The 15900-nt window shown below is 73.6% G+C and carries 18 protein-coding genes; 6 read left to right on the forward strand and 12 right to left on the reverse strand.

The annotated features are described in order from the left end of the window. Together AC2TEW_RS28225 and AC2TEW_RS28230 are read left to right on the forward strand one after the other, a co-directional pair. On the forward strand, positions 1–1542 hold a 1542-nt coding region (locus tag AC2TEW_RS28225), incomplete at its 5' end, for an acyl-CoA carboxylase subunit beta (protein ID WP_484626184.1). Between the two features lie 80 nt (positions 1543–1622). Beyond that, complete coding sequence (locus tag AC2TEW_RS28230; protein WP_033823358.1) at positions 1623–1832, forward strand: acyl-CoA carboxylase epsilon subunit; 210 nt, start codon at positions 1623–1625, stop codon at positions 1830–1832. Positions 1833–1868: 36 nt separating this feature from the next. Here the strand turns inward: AC2TEW_RS28230 and AC2TEW_RS28235 are convergent, their stop codons facing one another. From AC2TEW_RS28235 to hemL, 7 genes are all read right to left on the reverse strand, one after another. After that, on the reverse strand, positions 1869–2306 hold the full coding sequence (locus tag AC2TEW_RS28235; protein ID WP_484626185.1) for a hypothetical protein: 438 nt from the start codon (positions 2304–2306) through the stop codon (positions 1869–1871). A gap of 231 nt (positions 2307–2537) precedes the next feature. Then, complete coding sequence (gene ccsB, locus AC2TEW_RS28240; RefSeq protein WP_484626286.1) at positions 2538–3608, reverse strand: c-type cytochrome biogenesis protein CcsB; 1071 nt, start codon at positions 3606–3608, stop codon at positions 2538–2540. A 66-nt stretch (positions 3609–3674) separates the two neighbouring features. Further along, a complete protein-coding gene (gene resB / locus AC2TEW_RS28245; protein WP_484626186.1) occupies positions 3675–5456 on the reverse strand; it encodes a cytochrome c biogenesis protein ResB in 1782 nt (593 codons plus the stop codon). Positions 5457–5458: 2 nt separating this feature from the next. Continuing rightward, positions 5459–6235 carry a cytochrome c biogenesis CcdA family protein gene (locus AC2TEW_RS28250; protein WP_484626187.1) on the reverse strand — a complete coding sequence of 259 codons (777 nt, stop codon included), beginning with the start codon at positions 6233–6235 and terminating at the stop codon, positions 5459–5461. After that, positions 6232–6828, reverse strand: coding sequence for a TlpA family protein disulfide reductase (locus AC2TEW_RS28255; RefSeq protein WP_484626188.1), 597 nt, complete (start codon positions 6826–6828; stop codon positions 6232–6234). The genes AC2TEW_RS28250 and AC2TEW_RS28255 overlap by 4 nt, the downstream gene beginning before the upstream one ends. A 141-nt stretch (positions 6829–6969) precedes the next feature. Beyond that, the gene (locus AC2TEW_RS28260) at positions 6970–7620 is read right to left on the reverse strand and encodes a histidine phosphatase family protein (RefSeq protein ID WP_484626287.1); all 651 of its coding nucleotides are present in this window, start codon (positions 7618–7620) and stop codon (positions 6970–6972) included. 98 nt (positions 7621–7718) lie between these two features. Further along, positions 7719–9065 (reverse strand): glutamate-1-semialdehyde 2,1-aminomutase, encoded by a 1347-nt coding sequence (gene hemL / locus AC2TEW_RS28265; protein WP_484626189.1) that lies wholly within the window; start codon positions 9063–9065, stop codon positions 7719–7721. Positions 9066–9422: 357 nt separating this feature from the next. On the opposite strand from hemL, the gene AC2TEW_RS28270 reads away from it, so the two are divergent. The 3 genes from AC2TEW_RS28270 (at position 9423) to AC2TEW_RS28280 (ending at position 11130) form a co-directional block, all read left to right on the forward strand. Then, positions 9423–10031, forward strand: coding sequence for a hypothetical protein (locus AC2TEW_RS28270; protein ID WP_484626190.1), 609 nt, complete (start codon positions 9423–9425; stop codon positions 10029–10031). A gap of 94 nt (positions 10032–10125) precedes the next feature. After that, entirely contained in the window at positions 10126–10674 is a 549-nt protein-coding gene (locus tag AC2TEW_RS28275) for a GNAT family N-acetyltransferase (protein WP_484626191.1), read from the forward strand. A 93-nt stretch (positions 10675–10767) separates the two neighbouring features. Continuing rightward, positions 10768–11130, forward strand: a complete 363-nt coding sequence (locus tag AC2TEW_RS28280; protein WP_484626192.1) for a hypothetical protein — start codon at positions 10768–10770, stop codon at positions 11128–11130. 49 nt (positions 11131–11179) lie between these two features. Here the strand turns inward: AC2TEW_RS28280 and AC2TEW_RS28285 are convergent, their stop codons facing one another. The 4 genes from AC2TEW_RS28285 to AC2TEW_RS28300 all read right to left on the reverse strand — a co-directional run bounded on the left by AC2TEW_RS28285 (position 11180) and on the right by AC2TEW_RS28300 (position 14369). Continuing rightward, a complete protein-coding gene (locus AC2TEW_RS28285; protein ID WP_484626193.1) occupies positions 11180–11710 on the reverse strand; it encodes a hypothetical protein in 531 nt (176 codons plus the stop codon). A gap of 99 nt (positions 11711–11809) precedes the next feature. Next, positions 11810–12334 (reverse strand): LppU/SCO3897 family protein, encoded by a 525-nt coding sequence (locus tag AC2TEW_RS28290; RefSeq protein ID WP_484626194.1) that lies wholly within the window; start codon positions 12332–12334, stop codon positions 11810–11812. Between the two features lie 263 nt (positions 12335–12597). Further along, positions 12598–13617, reverse strand: coding sequence for an N-acetylglucosamine kinase (locus AC2TEW_RS28295; RefSeq protein WP_484626195.1), 1020 nt, complete (start codon positions 13615–13617; stop codon positions 12598–12600). Further along, positions 13614–14369: a sugar isomerase domain-containing protein gene (locus tag AC2TEW_RS28300; protein ID WP_484626196.1), complete on the reverse strand. Its 756-nt coding sequence runs from the start codon at positions 14367–14369 to the stop codon at positions 13614–13616. The genes AC2TEW_RS28295 and AC2TEW_RS28300 overlap by 4 nt, the downstream gene beginning before the upstream one ends. A gap of 214 nt (positions 14370–14583) precedes the next feature. Here AC2TEW_RS28300 and AC2TEW_RS28305 point away from each other — a divergent pair, with 214 nt between their 5' ends. Next, positions 14584–15201, forward strand: coding sequence for a hypothetical protein (locus AC2TEW_RS28305; RefSeq protein ID WP_484626197.1), 618 nt, complete (start codon positions 14584–14586; stop codon positions 15199–15201). Here AC2TEW_RS28305 and AC2TEW_RS28310 read toward each other — a convergent pair. Continuing rightward, positions 15188–15892: a hypothetical protein gene (locus tag AC2TEW_RS28310; protein WP_484626198.1), complete on the reverse strand. Its 705-nt coding sequence runs from the start codon at positions 15890–15892 to the stop codon at positions 15188–15190. The two genes, AC2TEW_RS28305 and AC2TEW_RS28310, sit on opposite strands and share 14 nt — an antisense overlap. Positions 15893–15900 lie beyond the last annotated feature (8 nt).

Raw genomic sequence — 15900 nt, forward strand, 5'->3', positions numbered from 1 at the left:
CGGGGTCGGGTGGCCGAGCTGCACGACCTTCGGGAGCAGGTCCGCCGTGGCCCGAGCGAGAAGGCCACCGAGGCGCAGCACGCGAAGGGGAAGCTGACCGCGCGTGAGCGGATCGCGCTGTTGTTGGACGAGGGTTCGTTCAACGAGGTGGAGCCGTTGCGTCGGCACCGGGCGCAGGGTTTCGGCCTGGAGGCGAAGAAGCCGCACACCGATGGCGTGGTCGTCGGGTGGGGGACGGTGCACGGGCGGCCGGTGTTCACCTATGCGCACGACTTCCGGATCTTCGGCGGTGCGCTGGGTGAGGCGCACGCGCAGAAGATCCACAAGATCATGGACATGGCGATCGCGGCGGGTGCGCCGCTGGTGTCGCTGAACGACGGCGCGGGTGCCCGGATCCAGGAGGGCGTCACGGCGCTCGCCGGGTACGGCGGGATCTTCCAGCGCAACACCCGGGCGTCGGGGGTGATCCCGCAGATCTCGGTGATGCTGGGCCCGTGCGCGGGCGGCGCGGCCTACTCGCCGGCGCTGACGGACTTCGTGTTCATGGTGCGGGAGACCTCGCAGATGTTCATCACCGGCCCGGACGTGGTGCAGGCGGTGACCGGCGAGAAGATCTCGCAGAACGGCCTGGGCGGCGCGGACGTCCACTCCACGGTGTCCGGGGTGTCGCACTTCGTGTACGACGACGAGCAGTCGTGCATCGAGGAGGTGCGGTTCCTGCTGTCGCTGCTGCCGCAGAACAACCGGGAGATGCCGCCGGTGCAGCCGAACGACGACCCGGTGCAGCGGCGGGGCGACGCGCTGCTGGACCTGGTGCCGGCGGACGGCAACCGGCCGTACGACATGCGCAAGGTGATCGAGGAGGTCGTCGACCACGGCGAGTACCTCGAGGTGCACGAGCGGTGGGCGACCAATGTGATCTGCGCGCTGGCGCGGATCGACGGGCATGTGGTGGGCATCATCGCCAACCAGCCGCAGTCGCTGGCCGGGGTGCTGGACATCCACGCGTCGGAGAAGGCCGCCCGGTTCGTGCAGATGTGCGACGCGTTCAACATCCCGCTGATCACCATGCTGGACGTGCCCGGGTTCCTGCCGGGTGTGGACCAGGAGCACGACGGGATCATCCGGCACGGCGCGAAGCTGCTGTACGCGTACTGCAACGCCACCGTGCCGCGGATCCAGCTGATCCTGCGCAAGGCGTACGGCGGCGCGTACATCGTGATGGACTCCCGCTCGATCGGCGCGGACCTGTCCTACGCCTGGCCGACCAACGAGATCGCCGTGATGGGCGCCGAGGGCGCCGCGAACGTCATCTTCCGCCGCGACATCAACGGCGCCGAGGACCCCGACGCGATGCGCGCCCAGAAGATCAAGGAGTACAAGAGCGAGCTGATGCACCCGTACTACGCGGCCGAACGCGGCCTCGTCGACGACGTCATCGACCCGGCCGAGACCCGCACCGTCCTCGCCTCCGCCCTCGCCATGCTCCGCACCAAGCACGCCGACCTGCCCAGCCGCAAGCACGGCAACCCGCCGATGTAGCCGGGCGGCCCACCACACCGCACGCGCAGCACCGCACGCCACCAGCCGTCAGCATCCGAACCGGGGGAGAAACCAGGACCATGAGCAGCAGCGCCGAACCTCTTGTCCGCATCGTCCGCGGCTCGCTGAACGACGAGGAGCTGGCCGCCCTGACCGCCGTGCTGCTGGCCCGCGCCGCGGCCGGCCAGCAGGCCGCGGCGGCCCGCGCCGTCGAGCCGATCGCCAACTGGCAGCGCCTGGAGCGCCGCCCGGCGTACTACTCCCCCGTCAGCTGGCAGCAGGCCGCCTGACCACCCCCGCCCGTCACCACGGGCCTCGCAGGCCGCTCAGGCCGCCACCAGGGCGGTCGGGCGGCCTTCGTGCATCACGCTGAGGTTGTCCGCGAGGCGCTGCGGGTCCTGGGTCAGCCAGAGCCGTACGGCGGCGCCGAGCATGGCGCTCGGGGCGCCGCCCAGGCGCCAGGCCGGCGGTGCGGCCGGGCGCAGCGGCGCGCCGGTCACCTGGGCGATCCGGGCCGCGGCCGGGACCAGCAGGTCGGCCAGCGCGGCCGGCAGCCAGACCGTCTGCGCGCACGGCGCCGGGGCGGTGAGCGCCGCCAGCAGCCGGTGTGCGTCCGCGCTGCAGTGCAGCGTCGGCAGGACGTCCAGCAGACCGTCGGCGACCACCTCGGAGACGTCGCTGCGATGGCCCTGCGCCAGTCTGCGGAGCAGAGCCCTCTCCGCGGCGGTGATCCGTACGGTCAGCATGACCTCGTCGCTCTCCATGGCGCGGCCCTCCTCGCGGCTGCTCGAACGATCCGGTACGTGCCCCGCCTCGGTCTGCCACCCGTGGGCGGGCGGCAAACTCGGCGCCGGAGCACGTCCTGATAACGACCGAGGTGACGGTTCCTCAGCCTTGATCCGTGTACGACATCTTGTTCTGCGGCTGTTCACCGCGTGCTCGCCCGGCCGGCACCGGGCGGTGTCCTGGGACCCGCCCGGCACCGGTGCGGGCGGTCAGACCCCGGCGTACGAGTGCTTGCCGGTGACGAAGATGTTGACCCCGTAGTAGTTGAACAGCCAGCACGCGAAGGCCAGCAGGGCCAGGTAGGCGGCCTTGCGGCCGCGCCAGCCGGCGGTCGCACGGGCGTGCAGGTAGGCGGCGTAGGCGACCCAGGTGATGAAGGACCAGGTCTCCTTCGGGTCCCACTCCCAGTACTTGCCCCAGGCCGACTCGGCCCAGATCGCGCCCGCGATGATGGTGAAGGTCCACAGCGGGAAGACGAAGGCGTTGATCCGGTAGGACAGCTTGTCCAGGGTCGCGGCGGCGGGCAGCCGCTGCCAGACCGTCACCGGGATCCGCAGCGGGCCGCCGGGCAGGCCGGCCGCCACCCGGCGCTCGTACGCGTCCTTGCCGACGAACAGCGCGGTGGTGACGAAGCCCGCGTAGAGGGCACCGCCGCAGATGATCGCGGTGGAGACGTGGATCCCCAGCCAGTACGAGTGCAGGGCCGGGACCAGCTGCTCGGAGTCGGTGTAGAGGTTGGTGACCGCCACGCCGAGGGTGACCAGCGCGGCGAGGATCACCGGCAGGCCGAGCCAGCGGGCGTTCTTCTTCGCGGCCAGCAGGCCCAGGTAGGCGAGCACCATGGTGAGGGCGAAGGCGCAGGAGAACTCGTACATGTTGCCCCACGGCCAGCGCATCACCGACAGCCCGCGGGAGAGCACCCCGCCGGCGTGCAGCAGCGCGCCGAGGACGGTCAGCGAGATCGCGATCCGGCCCGCCAGGTCGCCCTTCTCGCTGGTGCCGGCGGCGCCCGGCCCGTCCGGGGCCTCGTCCTCGCCGCGGCCGCTGGTCACCACGGTGGCGCCGGCGTCGGCCAGCGCGGTGCGGGTCAGGGTGGCGGTGCCGCCGCTCGCGGTGGCGACCTTCACGGTCACCTTGCGGACGGCCTTGCCGCCCTCGTCCGCGGCCGCGACCGTCTCGGCCAGGCTGGACTGCTCGGCGGAGCGCAGCGCGACCGCGCCCTTGCTGCCGAAGGTCCACTCGACCAGGTGGGCCAGCATGGCCAGGGTGTACACGGCCATGGCCGAGTAGATGAGCTTGTTGGAGAGGTCGGCCAGCTGGGGGTCGACCGAGGCGAGATGCACCGTCTACTCCTTGGAGTCCGGGTCGGCGGGGGCTGCGGGGTCCGCGGGGTCGTCGGTGGGGCCGGCGGGCGGGCCGCCGGGCGGGGTGCCGGCCGGATCGTCGGCCGGGTCGTCGTCGTCCAGGGCGGGGGCGCTGTCCTGGAGGTCGACGGCGAACTCCGCCAGCTCCTCCGCGGTACGGGCGGACTCGCTGCGGGCGAGGCCGGCCACCTCGACCAGGGTGCGGCCGTCCGGGCCGGTGGTGGCCCGGACCCAGATCCGGCGGCGCTGCACGAACAGCGAGCCGATCAGGCCGAGGATGGCGCAGACCGCACCGGTCAGTGCGACGGCGTTGCCGGGCCGGTGCGAGATGTTGAAGCTGGCCCACTGCTGGTAGCCCTCGAAGGTGACGGTGCCGTAGCCGTCCGGGAGCTCCCAGGCCTGGCCCGGCTTGAGGCGGGCGCGGGCGATGTCGCCGTCCTGCTTCAGCTGGGTCATGTGCTTGGTGTCGAGCTGGTACACGTTCTGCGGGTTGCCGGTGTCGGTGCCCAGGTCGCCCTGGTAGGCGGTCAGCACCAGCATCGGGTCGGCCGCGTCGGGGAAGAGCGAGACCGGGCCGGTCTTCTCGAAGTTCTCCGGGGCGGTGGGCAGGAAGTAGCCGTTGAAGCCCAGCATGGTCTTGGTGCCGTCGGGCCCGGTGCCGTAGTCGCTGACCTTGATCACGCCGGTGGAGGTGGCGTTGGAGTCCTGCGGCAGGAAGGGCGTCGGGCCGCGGTAGACGATCTCGTTCTTCGCGTTGCGGACCGTCACCACCGGCGCGAAGCCGTGGCCGATCAGGAAGACCTTGCTGCTGCCGATCTCCAGCGGGTGGTTGACCTGGATGGTCCCGTTGGTCAGCTTGCTGCTGTCGGTGCCGTTCCAGTACCGGATGTGCGCGGTGAAGTCCCGGGCGCTGCCGACCTGGTCGCCGCTGGTCTGGTAGCGGGCGCTGAAGCTGTCCAGGTTGAAGCCGAAGGCGTCCAGGTCGTCCGCGGTGTAGGCCCACGAGCCGGTGAAGTCGTCCAGCTGGGTCGTGGTGTTGGAGTAGCCCTGGCCCTCGACCAGCAGCTTGCCGCCCTGGCCGCTGGCCAGCGAGGCCCAGGCGAACCCGGCCAGCAGCGCGAACAGCGAGAAGTGGAACAGCAGGTTGCCGACCTCGCGCAGGTAGCCCTTCTCCGCGGCCACCGCGCCGGTGCCGGACCGGTGGGCCCGGAAGCCCCGCCGGCGCAGCAGCCGGTGCCCGGCCGCGTTGACCGACTCGGCGTCGGCGTCGGTGTGCCAGGCCGCGTAGACCGGCATCCGGGCGAGGTTGCGCGGGGCCGCCGGCGGAGCCGCGCGCAGCACACCGACGAACTGCCAGGTGCGGGGCACGATGCAGCCGGCCAGTGAGACGAACAGCAGGATGTAGATCGAGGAGAACCAGACCGAGCTGTACACGTCGAACAGCTGCAGCTTGTCGTACAGCGGGGCGATGCCCTGGTGCGCGGCCTTCCAGGTCTGCACCTTGAAGGCGTTCTGGCTGTTCTGCGGGATCAGCGAGCCGGGGATGGCGGCCAGCGAGAGCAGGAACAGCAGGATCAGCGCGACCCGCATGGAGGTCAGCTGGCGCCAGGTCCAGCGGGCCCAGCCGAGGACGCCCAGACCGGCCGGGCCGGCGCCGGGGCCGTCCCCCTCGCCGGGTTCGGCCGGGGCGCTGCTGAGCCGCTCCGCGGCCTGCTCCGCCGTCTCGTCGGCGGGCGTACGGTGCCCCGTGCGGGTGTCGCTCACGGTCAGATTCCGATCGAGAAGTCGCCGGTGGCGTACTGAAGCTGGTTCACCAGGGTGTCCCAGGCGCCGGTCACCAGCAGCACGCCGACCACGACGAGCATGCCGCCGCCGATCCGCATCACCAGCTGGTAGTGGTTCTTGACCCAGCCGAAGGCCCCCAGGGCCCGGCGGAAGGCCAGGGCGGCCAGGATGAACGGTACGCCCAGCCCGAGGCAGTAGACCGCCGTCAGGAAGGCGCCGCGCCCCGCACTGGCCTGGTTGAAGGAGAGGACCTGGATCGAGGAGAGGGTCGGGCCCAGGCACGGCGTCCAGCCCACCCCGAAGACCAGGCCGAGCAGCGGCGCCCCGGCCAGCCCCACCGCCGGCCGGTGGTGCAGCCGCAGCTCGCGCAGCGCGAAGCCGGGCACCAGCCCCATGAAGGCCAGGCCCATCAGCACGGTCAGCACCCCGAGCACCACGTCGATCGCCCGCTGGTGGTCCTTCAGGTTCTGGCCGAAGTGGCCGAACAGCGCGCCCATCGAGATGAACACCACACTGAAGCCGAGCACGAACAGGCCCACCCCGAGCAGCATCCGGCCGCGCCGGCCGCCCTTCGCCGAGGCCAGGTCGGCGGCCGAGAAGCCGGTGACGTAGCTCAGGTAGCCGGGCAGCAGCGGCAGCACGCACGGGGAGAAGAACGAGATCAGCCCGGCCGCCAGCGCGATCGGGGCGGCGAGCAGCAGGGCGCCGCTGGAGACCGTCTCGTTGGTGTACGCGGCGGCGAGCAGCCCGGTGGTCACTGCTGCTCCGCGAGGACCGGCTTCAGCATCGCCTCGAGGTCCTCGGTGGTGAGCGGGTGCAGCGAGCGGGCGGCCAGCCGGCCCTGGCGGTCGACCACGATGGTGGTGGGGATGGCCGAGGGGTTGAGGGTGCCCTTGGGGAACTTCAGGATCTCGGCGCCGGCCGGGTCGTAGATGCTGGGGAAGGTGATGCCCTTCTCCTGCTCGAAGCGGACCGCGTTGGCCGGGTCGGTGTCCCGGGTGTTGATGCCGAGGAACTGCACGCCGTCGCCCTGGTGGGCCTGGTGCACCTCCTCGAGGTTCTTCGCCTCGGCCCGGCAGGGGCCGCACCAGGAGCCCCAGATGTTGAGCACCACGACCTTGCCGCGGTAGTCGGAGAGCTTCAGGTTGCCGCCGTCCAGGCCGACGCCGGAGATGTCCGGGGCCGGGCGGCGCGCGGAGGCCACGGCGGTGTCGATGCCGCCCTTGCCGGCGATGAAGCCGGCCTGGCCTTCACTGCTGCTCCCGGTGGAGCTGCAGCCGGCCACGGCCAGCAGGGCGGCCGCGCCGAGGGTGGCGGCGAGGCGGAGGCGGCGGGGGTGCGTCCCAGACATGTGAAAAGTTTCGCATGGGACTCCAGGGCGGTTCAGGGGGGTCCGGCGTTGTCCGTCGGACCCCCTCTGAGCTGCGGTTCTTATGCTTATGATCCGTTTAGAGCGGTCATTTCGCCTTCACCTCGGCGGCCCGGGTGTGACCTACGCCCCGAAGCTCTTCCCGACCGGCTTGTCGCCCTTGCGGCCCTTGCCGACCAGGTGGGCCGGCAGCAGGTCGCGGGCGGGCTCGCGGTAGCCGATCGAGACGATCCGGTCGTCCTCGTAGGTGAAGCTGGTCAGCGAGGCGAGCGAGCACTGCCGGTTGCGCGGGTCGTGCCACAGCCGGCGGCGCTCGGCGAACGAGCGGACCACCCAGATCGGCAGCTGGTGGCTGACGCAGACCGCCTCGTGCCCGCGCGCCGCGTCCCTGGCCTTGGCCAGCGCGCCCATCATCCGCACCACCTGGTCGAGGTACGGCTCGCCCCAGGAGGGCTTGAACGGGTTGGTGAGGTAGCGCCAGTAGGCCGGGTTCTTCAGCGAGCCGTCGCCGACGCCGAAGGTCTTGCCCTGGAAGATGTTCTCCGCCTCGATCAGGCCGTCGTCGACGGCCACGTCCAGGCCGTGGACCTTGGCGATCGGGGCGGCCGTCTCCTGGGCCCGCTCCAGCGACGAGGCCACCACGTGGGTGATGTCCCGGCCGGCCAGGTGCTCGGCGACCCGGTCGGCCATCTGCCGGCCCAGCTCCGAGAGGTGGTAGCCCGGCAGGCGGCCGTACAGCACGCCCTCCGGGTTGTGCACCTCGCCGTGCCGCATCAGGTGGACGACGGTGGTCTCTTTGGCGCTCACTGCTCTCCTCGGTGCTTCGGGTGGTTGCGTCGGGCGGCGGGCGGCGTGCCCGGGACGGACGGCCCTCAGGCCGGCTGGGCCTCGGCGGCCGCGCGGGCGGCGGCGGGCAGGGCGGCGGCGATCCGCTCGATGGCCCGCTCGTCGTGCGCGGCCGAGACGAACCACGACTCGAAGGCGGACGGCGGCAGGTAGACGCCCTGGCTCAGCATCGAGTGGAAGAAGCCGTTGAAGCGGAACGCCTGCTGGCGCCGGGCCTCGTCGTAGTTGGTGACCTGCTCGTCGGTGAAGAAGACCGAGAACATGTTCCCCGCCGTCTGCAGCCGGTGCGTCACGCCCTCCTTGGTGAGCGCGGCGGACACCAGGCCGGAGATCTCGGCCGACACCCGGTCGACGGTCGCGTACACCTCGTCGGTGCAGCCGCGCAGCTGGGCGAGGCCGGCCGCGGTGGCGATCGGGTTACCGGACAGGGTGCCCGCCTGGTAGACCGGGCCCGCCGGGGCGAGGTACGCCATCACGTCGGCCCGGCCGCCGAAGGCCGCCGCCGGGAAGCCGCCGCCCATCACCTTGCCGAAGGTCAGCAGGTCGGGGGCCCAGCCCTCGTGCGCCGCCTCCAGGCCGTACCAGCCGGCCTTCGAGACGCGGAAACCGGTCATCACCTCGTCGGAGATGAACAGGGCGCCGTCGGCGCGGCACAGCTCCGCCAGTCCCCGGTTGAAGCCGGGCAGCGGCGGGACCACGCCCATGTTGCCGGGCGAGGCCTCGGTGATCACGCAGGCGATCTGGCCGGGGTGCGCGGCGAAGGCCTGCCGGACCGCCTCCAGGTCGTTGTACGGCAGCACGATGGTGTCGCCGGCCTGCGCGCCGGTCACCCCGGGGGTGTCGGGCAGGCCGAGCGTCGCCACCCCGGAACCGGCGGCGGCGAGCAGCGCGTCCACGTGACCGTGGTAGCAGCCCGCGAACTTGACGATCTTGGCCCGGCCGGTGAAGCCGCGGGCCAGCCGGATCGCCGACATGGTCGCCTCGGTGCCGCTGGACACCAGCCGGACCTGCTCGACCGGGGCGATCCGGGCGACGATCTCCTCCGCCAGCTCCACCTCGCCCTGGCCGGGCGTGCCGAACGAGGTGCCGCGGGCCACCGCCTGCTGAACGGCCTCGACCACCGCCGGGTGGGCGTGCCCGAGGATCATCGGACCCCAGGAACACACCAGGTCGACGTAGTCGCGGCCGTCCGCGTCGGTCAGGTAGGGACCGCTGCCGGACACCATGAACCGCGGGGTTCCGCCCACCGCCTTGAACGCGCGCACCGGCGAGTTCACGCCTCCGGGCGTGACCTCGGCGGCCCGCTCGAACAGCGACTGGGACTGGGGGGCTTCGTACGGGTAGCGCTTCGGTTCGTTCATCGGCTCGCTCATCGACTGCGTCCTCAGGTCGGGTTACCCGGACATGCTCTCAAATCGTGTCCTTGACCTCTGCATGTCGGAGCCGATCATCTGGAACGATGATCCGGGTACTGCCGCCGCCCGCCGGGCCCGACCAGAGGTACGGTTATCCGTACTACCGGCCTCCACTGCGGACCGCCGGGGTCTGCCGGCCTCCCCGCGGGGCCGCCGCGCCCGGTGAAGCCGCCGGGCCGGGTCGGCCTCACGGCCGGGCGGTGCGGACGGACCGAGCGGTCCGGCCGTGTACGGCAGCGCGAGACGGGTAAAGGGCACGTTCGGAGGGACACCGAGCGTGTGGGGGTCTGTCGATTCCGGCGAATTCCGGTGAGGATGGTCCGAGTGTCCGAGGCGCAGGACGGCTCCGACGAGGCCGTGGGTGGTTCCCACAGGTCCGCCCGAGCCGCGGGCGGGGGAACGGGAGCGGGCAGGGGAAGGCGGGGTGAGGGCAGAGTGGGGGTCACCTACAAGTACTTCGGCGCGCCCGACCGGGCCACCGCCGCCAGAGTCCCCACCGCCCTCGGACCGGGCGGGCTCGGTCTGGACGCGGGCGAGCTCGGCTCGCTGGGGCGCCTCGGCGACCTGATGGAGACCAGCGGCTCCCCCAACGGCCACCTCTCCACCAAGATCAAGCCGGAGACGATGAGCGCCATGGTGCTCACCGGCATCCAGGGCGTGCCGCTGCACCAGGTGCCGCCGCTGGAGCTGGTCGTGCTGCACCCCGACTACGCGGTGGTCCAGCTGCCGCAGACCGTGGTCGAGCCGCTGCGCCGGGCCGACGAGATGGAACTCGGAGCCGCCGCCTTCATCTGGTCCACGGTGCCGGACCGGCGCGGGCCGCGGGACGCCTTCGTGATCTACCAGATGCTGCACGAGTGGCAGGACTTCGCCAACCGCCTCCACGAGGCGGGCCACCAGCTGTACTGCCTGGTCTGGCCCTGACCCGCGGCTCCCGGCCCGGGGCCCGGCACCCCCGCTGAGGAGGCGTCAGGACGGGCCGCGGGGCGCCGGGGTGGGCTGTGGCATGATCCGGGTGGTGAGGATACGCACGGGGGGCTCCGGGGACGCCGAGGCGGTCGCCCGCCTCCACACCGCCAGCTGGCAGAGCGCGTACACCGGGATCATGCCCGCGGACTACCTGCGGGACGCGGTGCCCGGGGATCAGCGGACCCTGTGGCGGGACCGGCTGGACGGGCCCGGGGCCGGTCGCGACAACGGCGAGGACCCCTACCTCGCCCTGGCCGAGGACGGGCCCACGCTGCTCGGGTTCGCCTACCTGGTGCCGGAACCGGACGGCCGGATCCTCCTCGACAACCTGCACGTGCGCGCCGACCGGATCGGCTCCGGCGTCGGCCACGCGATCGTCGGCCACCTGCTCGACCGGATGGTCCGGACCCATCCGGCCCGGGCCATGTACCTGGAAGTGCTGGAGCACAACACCCGCGCGCGGGCCTTCTACGAACGCCAGGGCGGCATCGCGGCCGAGCGCCAGCCGGTGCGGTTCCCGGGCTTCGAGCTGACGGCGGTCGAATACCTCTGGCCCGCCCCGGCCATCGCCGCGCTGGTGGACGGCGCGAGCGCCTGAGCGCGGCGGCCCGCCCGGCCCGCCCCCGGGCCTCCCCCGGCCCGGCGTCCGGCCCTAAGCTGAGGGGGACGGTCGGCGGGGGGAGTCGTGGGCATGGGTGGCTGGGCATGGATGCTGATCCCGGGCGTGATCTTCGGCGGGGGCTGGATCAGTGAGAACGTCCGGAGTGCGCTGAAGACCCGCCACAAGCGGAAGCTGGAGCTGCACCGGGCCGCCGAGCGCCGGCAGCTGGCGCTGGACGCGGCCAGCCGGCCGCCGGAGCCGGTCTGCGGCTGCACCCACCACCTCGCCAAGCACGACCGGCAGGGCAAGTGCCACGAGACGGTCGAGGCCCCGACCGCCTGGGACGCCGAGCGCAAGCCGCTGCAGTACGAGGCCCGGCGGTGCAACTGCCAGCAGTACATCGGTCCGGAGCCGCTGGGCACCGTGTTCGCGGCGGAGATCGTCGACCTGTGAGGGCGCCGGCCGGTGCCGGTTCCGGTGGCATCGGCGCACCGGGACGCCGTCAGCGGCCGTCCCACCAGCGGGGTGCCGTGTCGTCGGGCTGCTCCGGGGAGGCGAAGGCGAACGGTACGCCCAGCTGCCGGGCCAGCTCCCCGCCCACCTCGCGCGCCTCCGCGGCCTCCGGCCACGGCGGGGCCTCGCCGTTGAACAGCCGCAGGTCGGTGCCGAGCCGGCTGACCGCGAGTTCGAACTGCCGCCGGGGATCGGCCGTCACCGCGAACAGGACGACGAACCAGCCGTCGGTGTCACCGTCCCAGCGCGCCTCGATCGCGTCGGGCCGCACCGGCAGAGCGTCGACCGCGGCGGTCAGCTTCCCGAGGTCGAGCGGCGCGGTCGGGGTGAACAGCGGCTGCTCCAGCACCCGGTAGCGCTCCACCACCACGTCGAGCGCCTCGTTCAGGCCCGGCTTCGCGCCCTGCGCGAAGGCCTCGCGGATCACCTGCACCGCGTGGATCCGCCGGTCCCGGCGCACCAGCGCGTCCACCGCGGACCTGACGTCCACGGGCAGGGCGGCCCAGATGTCGTTCTGCATCCGGGCATTCAACTGCGCCGCCGGACGCGGCGCCACGGATTTCCCGCCGCCCGCCGTACCGACGACGCTGCGGCGTCATCGGTACGGCAGGCGGGCGGATCAGCCGTTCTTGCCGAGGCAGAGGATGAATATGCTGCTCCGGCGCTCCTCGGTGTAGGTGAACTCGACGCCGTCCTCGGTGTCGCACTCCTGCTCGTTGGAGCTGTGCACCACCTTGAGGACCTTGAGGTCGGCGTTGGCCGACTTGCAGTCGACGACCTTCACGTCGGGCTTGGTGTCGGACCCGGAGTTGTGGACGCAGTCGCCGGCCTTGGCGCTCGCCGGCTGGTCCTTCATGAAGTAGGCCGCGGCGAACAGTGCGAGCCCCGCGGCGACGACGACGGCGACCAGGCCGATCAGAGCGGACTTGAGGCCCTTCTTCTTCGGCGCCTCGGGCTGGTGGTGGCCGAGCGGCGGGTAGGCGCCGTACGGCTGCGGCTCGGGCTGGGCGGCCGTCGGCTGACCGTCGGCCGCGGCCCCGGCCTGCGGCGCCGGCTGGCCCTCGGGCTTCGGCTGCTCCTCGGGCTTCGGCTGGTCGCTGTCGGCGGGGGTCTCGGCGGCGGGCGGGGTCGGCGGGGTCGTCAACGTCGTTCCTCATGGTGGGCTGGACAGGCGGTGTCGCCAGACCTTAGGGGATCGGAAGGACAACCCGCGCGCTGCCCCCCCTCAGGTGCACCCCGCCCACCTGCGGAAACCCGCCCGAAGTCGGACGGATGGGCCCACAACACCGCCCGATCGGTGATCTGAGGACCGGTGATCTGAGGACCGGTGATCTGAGAGCAGGTGACCTGACGACCGGTGACGGCGAGAGGACGGGTGACGGCCTGGGACCGGGAACCCGCGTCGGCTCAGGCCGGGCCGGCGACCAGCCCGCGGTGCAGCGCGGCCAGGTCGGCGGCGGGCGTACCGAGGGTGCGGGCCGCGAGCCAGGCGGCGGCGCCCGCACCGCTGCCGGCGTGGGTGACGACGACGTCCGGCCAGCGCTCGGTGACCCGGGCCCGGACCGTGTCGGCCAGCGGCGTACCCGGTGCCAGCACTCCGCCCGCCAGCACCACCGGCAGCCGGGAGGCGGGCTCCCGGACGGTGGCGAGGGTGTCGAGCAGGTGGCCGGCCGCCTGCTCGACCAGCCGCCCGGCGTCCGGGTCGCCCGCGCGGGCCCCGGCCAGCACGAGGGGGGCGAGCCGGGCCAGCCGTACCGGCGGCTCGGCGTGGACCGCGCCGATCAGGGCGCCGCGCAGCCGGTCGGCCGCGACCGGGACCGGCAGCAGGGCGCGGACCACCTCCGCGGCCAGGCCGGCCGGGGGGAGTTCGCCGCGGTCGACGGCGGCCAGCGTGCCGCTCACGGCGGCCCGGCCGAGCCAGAAGCCCGAACCGCGGTCGCCGAGCAGCCAGCCGTGGCCGTCCGCGCAGCGGGCCGTGGCGAAGTCCTCGATCCGGGCCGCGACCGCACCCGTCCCGGCGATCAGCGCGGTACCGGTCGGACTGCTGGTACCGGCCGCGTAGGCCAGTTCGACGTCGCCGGTCAGCCGGGGCGGGCGCGGGAGCCCGGCGGCGGGCCAGAGGCCGTCGAGCGCCGCGGTGCCGGCCACCCCGCCCGCCGCGCCGCCCGCCGCGCCGCCGGCCATGCCACCCGCCATGCCGCCCGCCAGCCCGAGCACCCCGGCGGCCACGTCGGCCGGGTCGACGTCGGCGAGCGCGGCGCGCAGGGTCTCGCCGATCGCCCGGAGGGCGGCGGGTTCGCCGTTGGAGACGGGGTTGCCGCCGGCGCCGCGGGCCGTGCCGAGGATGCGGCCGGTGAGGTCCGCGACCAGCACCCGGGTGGTGGAGCCGCCGACGTCCAGGCCGAGGACGAGGGGGCCCGTCGTCACGAGGCGCGCCGGATGCGGCCGGCGTAGCGGGCCTCCAGGGCGCGGTTGTGCTCGTCACCGCCGGGGATGTTGGCCGAGAGGTAGACCGGCGGGACGCCGCCGCCGTCCTCGATCCGGCGGATCACCTCGGCGACGATCTGCTGGGCGAGCAGGGCGGCGGTGATCGAGGAGATGCCGCAGGCCTTGCCGCCGCCGGCCATCGGGAGCACGGCGTCGCCGTACGGGGCCGCGTTGTCGAGGACGACGTCGGCGAGGTCGCGCAGGCGCAGCCCGGACGGGTGCTTGGGCTCGACCCGGGCGGTGTGCTCGGCGGAGGTGATGACGATCAGCGGGTGGCCGTGGCGCTTGGCGAGGTGCGCGAGTTCGACCACGCAGCCGTTGACGCCGGAGTTGGAGGCCAGCACGAAGACGTCGGCCGGGTGCGGGGCGGTGAGCTCCCACAGCAGGGCGGCGGACTCGGTGCCGCGCTCCAGCTGCGGGCCCTCGAGGATCTCGACCGGGCGGCCGCCGCGCAGCACCACGTCGCGCAGGGCGATCCGGTTGCTGGGGACCAGGCCCCCGGCCCGGCCCGCGATCTCCATCGCCAGGGCCTCGGAGTGCCCGGTGCCGAAGGCCTGGACGACGCCGTCGGCGGCGAGGGCGGCGGCGATCAGCTCGGCCGCGGCGACCACCCCGTCGGCCTGCTCCTTGGTGACACGATCGATGGCGGCGTGGGCGGCGGCCGCGAAGTCGGCTGCGGAAGGAGAGGGCACGTCAGGCTCCTTGTGGTGGTCGGCTGGTGGACCACTATTGGGGTGCGTGCGACCCGATGTCAATGAGTGGACTAGACCAATTGGGGGACCTTTCGCACCTCCGTCGACCCGCGCCCTGACCTCCCGTCACCGAGCCGCCGGACGCGGGGCGGACCCGCACCGAAGCACGCCCGCCGCCCTGGCGCCGTCCGGGCCGACGTGGTCTGCTGGCCGGATGCCGAGCCTCTACCGCTACGTCGGGCCCCCTGACCTGGTGTCCACCGACCGTCCCGGCACGCCCGTCCGCTCACCCGCCGACCTGGCCGCCTGGCTGGCCGACCGCGACCCGGAGGAGCTGGCCGAGCCGTTCACCTACGTGGTGGACCCCGGCGGTGCACTCCGGCTGGCGCCCCGCCGCAGCGAGCACGTGGGCTGCGCGGCGGGAGGCCCGGTCCGGGCGGCGGGCGAGATCACCTTCGTCCGGGAACGGGACGGGTGGGCCGCCGGGGCGGTGACCAACCAGTCCACCGGCTACTGCCCGCGGCCGTCCTGCTGGCCGGAGGTGGCCGCCGCGCTCGACCGGGCCGGGGTGCCGCACGGGGGCGGCCTCGAGCACGCCTTCGAGTTCCGGCGCTGCCCGGGCTGCGGACAGGTCAACGTGGTCCGGGACGAGGAGTTCGACTGCGCCGTCTGCGGGCACCCGCTGCCCCGGGAGTGGAACGTGGACCGGCCGGACGCGGCCCGGCCGGCGGGGCCGCGGGTGCGGTCGGTGGTCGTGGTCGAGGGCGGCGGTGGCCGGGGCGGTGGGCGCGGCCGGGGCGGTGGGGCGGCGGCGGAGGTCAGCCGCGGCTGAAGCGGCCGAAGAGCTGGTGGCGCCAGAGCCACCAGGGCAGGCGGCGGCGCGGGACGAAGGCCCACAGGTCGTCGTCGGCCTCGTTGCCGCGGGGCACGGTGCGCAGCAGGTCGAGGCAGGCCGCGTCGACGGTGCCGTGCAGGCGGGCGGTGTGCGCGAGGGCGGTGACGGCCTGCGGCCGGGTCGCGGGGACGGCCAGCGCGCGGGCGATCCGGGCGAGCACCGCGTCCGGGTCGGGGTTGGTGACGGCGAGGCCGATCAGGGCGATCCCGGCGTTGGGGTCCTGCCGGTCGAGGGCGGCGTCGACCTCCTCGGGGCGGTCGGTGCCCATCAGCGCGGAGGGGGAGGTCCAGTCCATGCCGAGGCCCGCGGCGGCCCGGTCGAGCAGGAACTCCTGCCGGCCCGCGGCCGGCGGCGCGCCCGCCGCGCAGTCGTCGAGGTAGGCCCAGACCCGGCCGGCCCCGTCCCCGGCGTCGGCCAGTTCCCGGCAGGCGGCGAGCAGCTCGGCGTCGTCCTCCAGGTGTTCGAGCCGGGCGAACTCACCGGCCGCGGTGTCCAGGTCGCAGCGGCGCAGGAAGGCCAGCCAGCGGGTGTCGTCGGCGTCCAGCCGGCCGGCGGCGTGGGCCCACGCCAGTTCGCCGGCGTTCAGCGCGGCGGCGTATCGGGCCAGTTCAGCGAGGTCGGAGGGCATCGGACGAC

Source organism: Kitasatospora sp. NEAU-CNBT7 (genome assembly GCF_057220535.1).

Coding starts and splice junctions, on each gene's coding strand:
- AC2TEW_RS28230 (WP_033823358.1), top strand. CDS start 1,623: ATGAGCAGCAGCGCCGAACCTCTTGTCCGCATCGTCCGCGGCTCGCTG.
- AC2TEW_RS28235 (WP_484626185.1), bottom strand. CDS start 2,306: ATGGAGAGCGACGAGGTCATGCTGACCGTACGGATCACCGCCGCGGAG.
- ccsB (WP_484626286.1), bottom strand. CDS start 3,608: ATGGCCGTGTACACCCTGGCCATGCTGGCCCACCTGGTCGAGTGGACC.
- AC2TEW_RS28255 (WP_484626188.1), bottom strand. CDS start 6,828: ATGTCTGGGACGCACCCCCGCCGCCTCCGCCTCGCCGCCACCCTCGGC.
- AC2TEW_RS28260 (WP_484626287.1), bottom strand. CDS start 7,620: ATGCGGCACGGCGAGGTGCACAACCCGGAGGGCGTGCTGTACGGCCGC.
- hemL (WP_484626189.1), bottom strand. CDS start 9,065: ATGAGCGAGCCGATGAACGAACCGAAGCGCTACCCGTACGAAGCCCCC.
- AC2TEW_RS28270 (WP_484626190.1), top strand. CDS start 9,423: ATGGTCCGAGTGTCCGAGGCGCAGGACGGCTCCGACGAGGCCGTGGGT.
- AC2TEW_RS28280 (WP_484626192.1), top strand. CDS start 10,768: ATGGGTGGCTGGGCATGGATGCTGATCCCGGGCGTGATCTTCGGCGGG.
- AC2TEW_RS28285 (WP_484626193.1), bottom strand. CDS start 11,710: ATGCAGAACGACATCTGGGCCGCCCTGCCCGTGGACGTCAGGTCCGCG.
- AC2TEW_RS28305 (WP_484626197.1), top strand. CDS start 14,584: ATGCCGAGCCTCTACCGCTACGTCGGGCCCCCTGACCTGGTGTCCACC.
- AC2TEW_RS28310 (WP_484626198.1), bottom strand. CDS start 15,892: ATGCCCTCCGACCTCGCTGAACTGGCCCGATACGCCGCCGCGCTGAAC.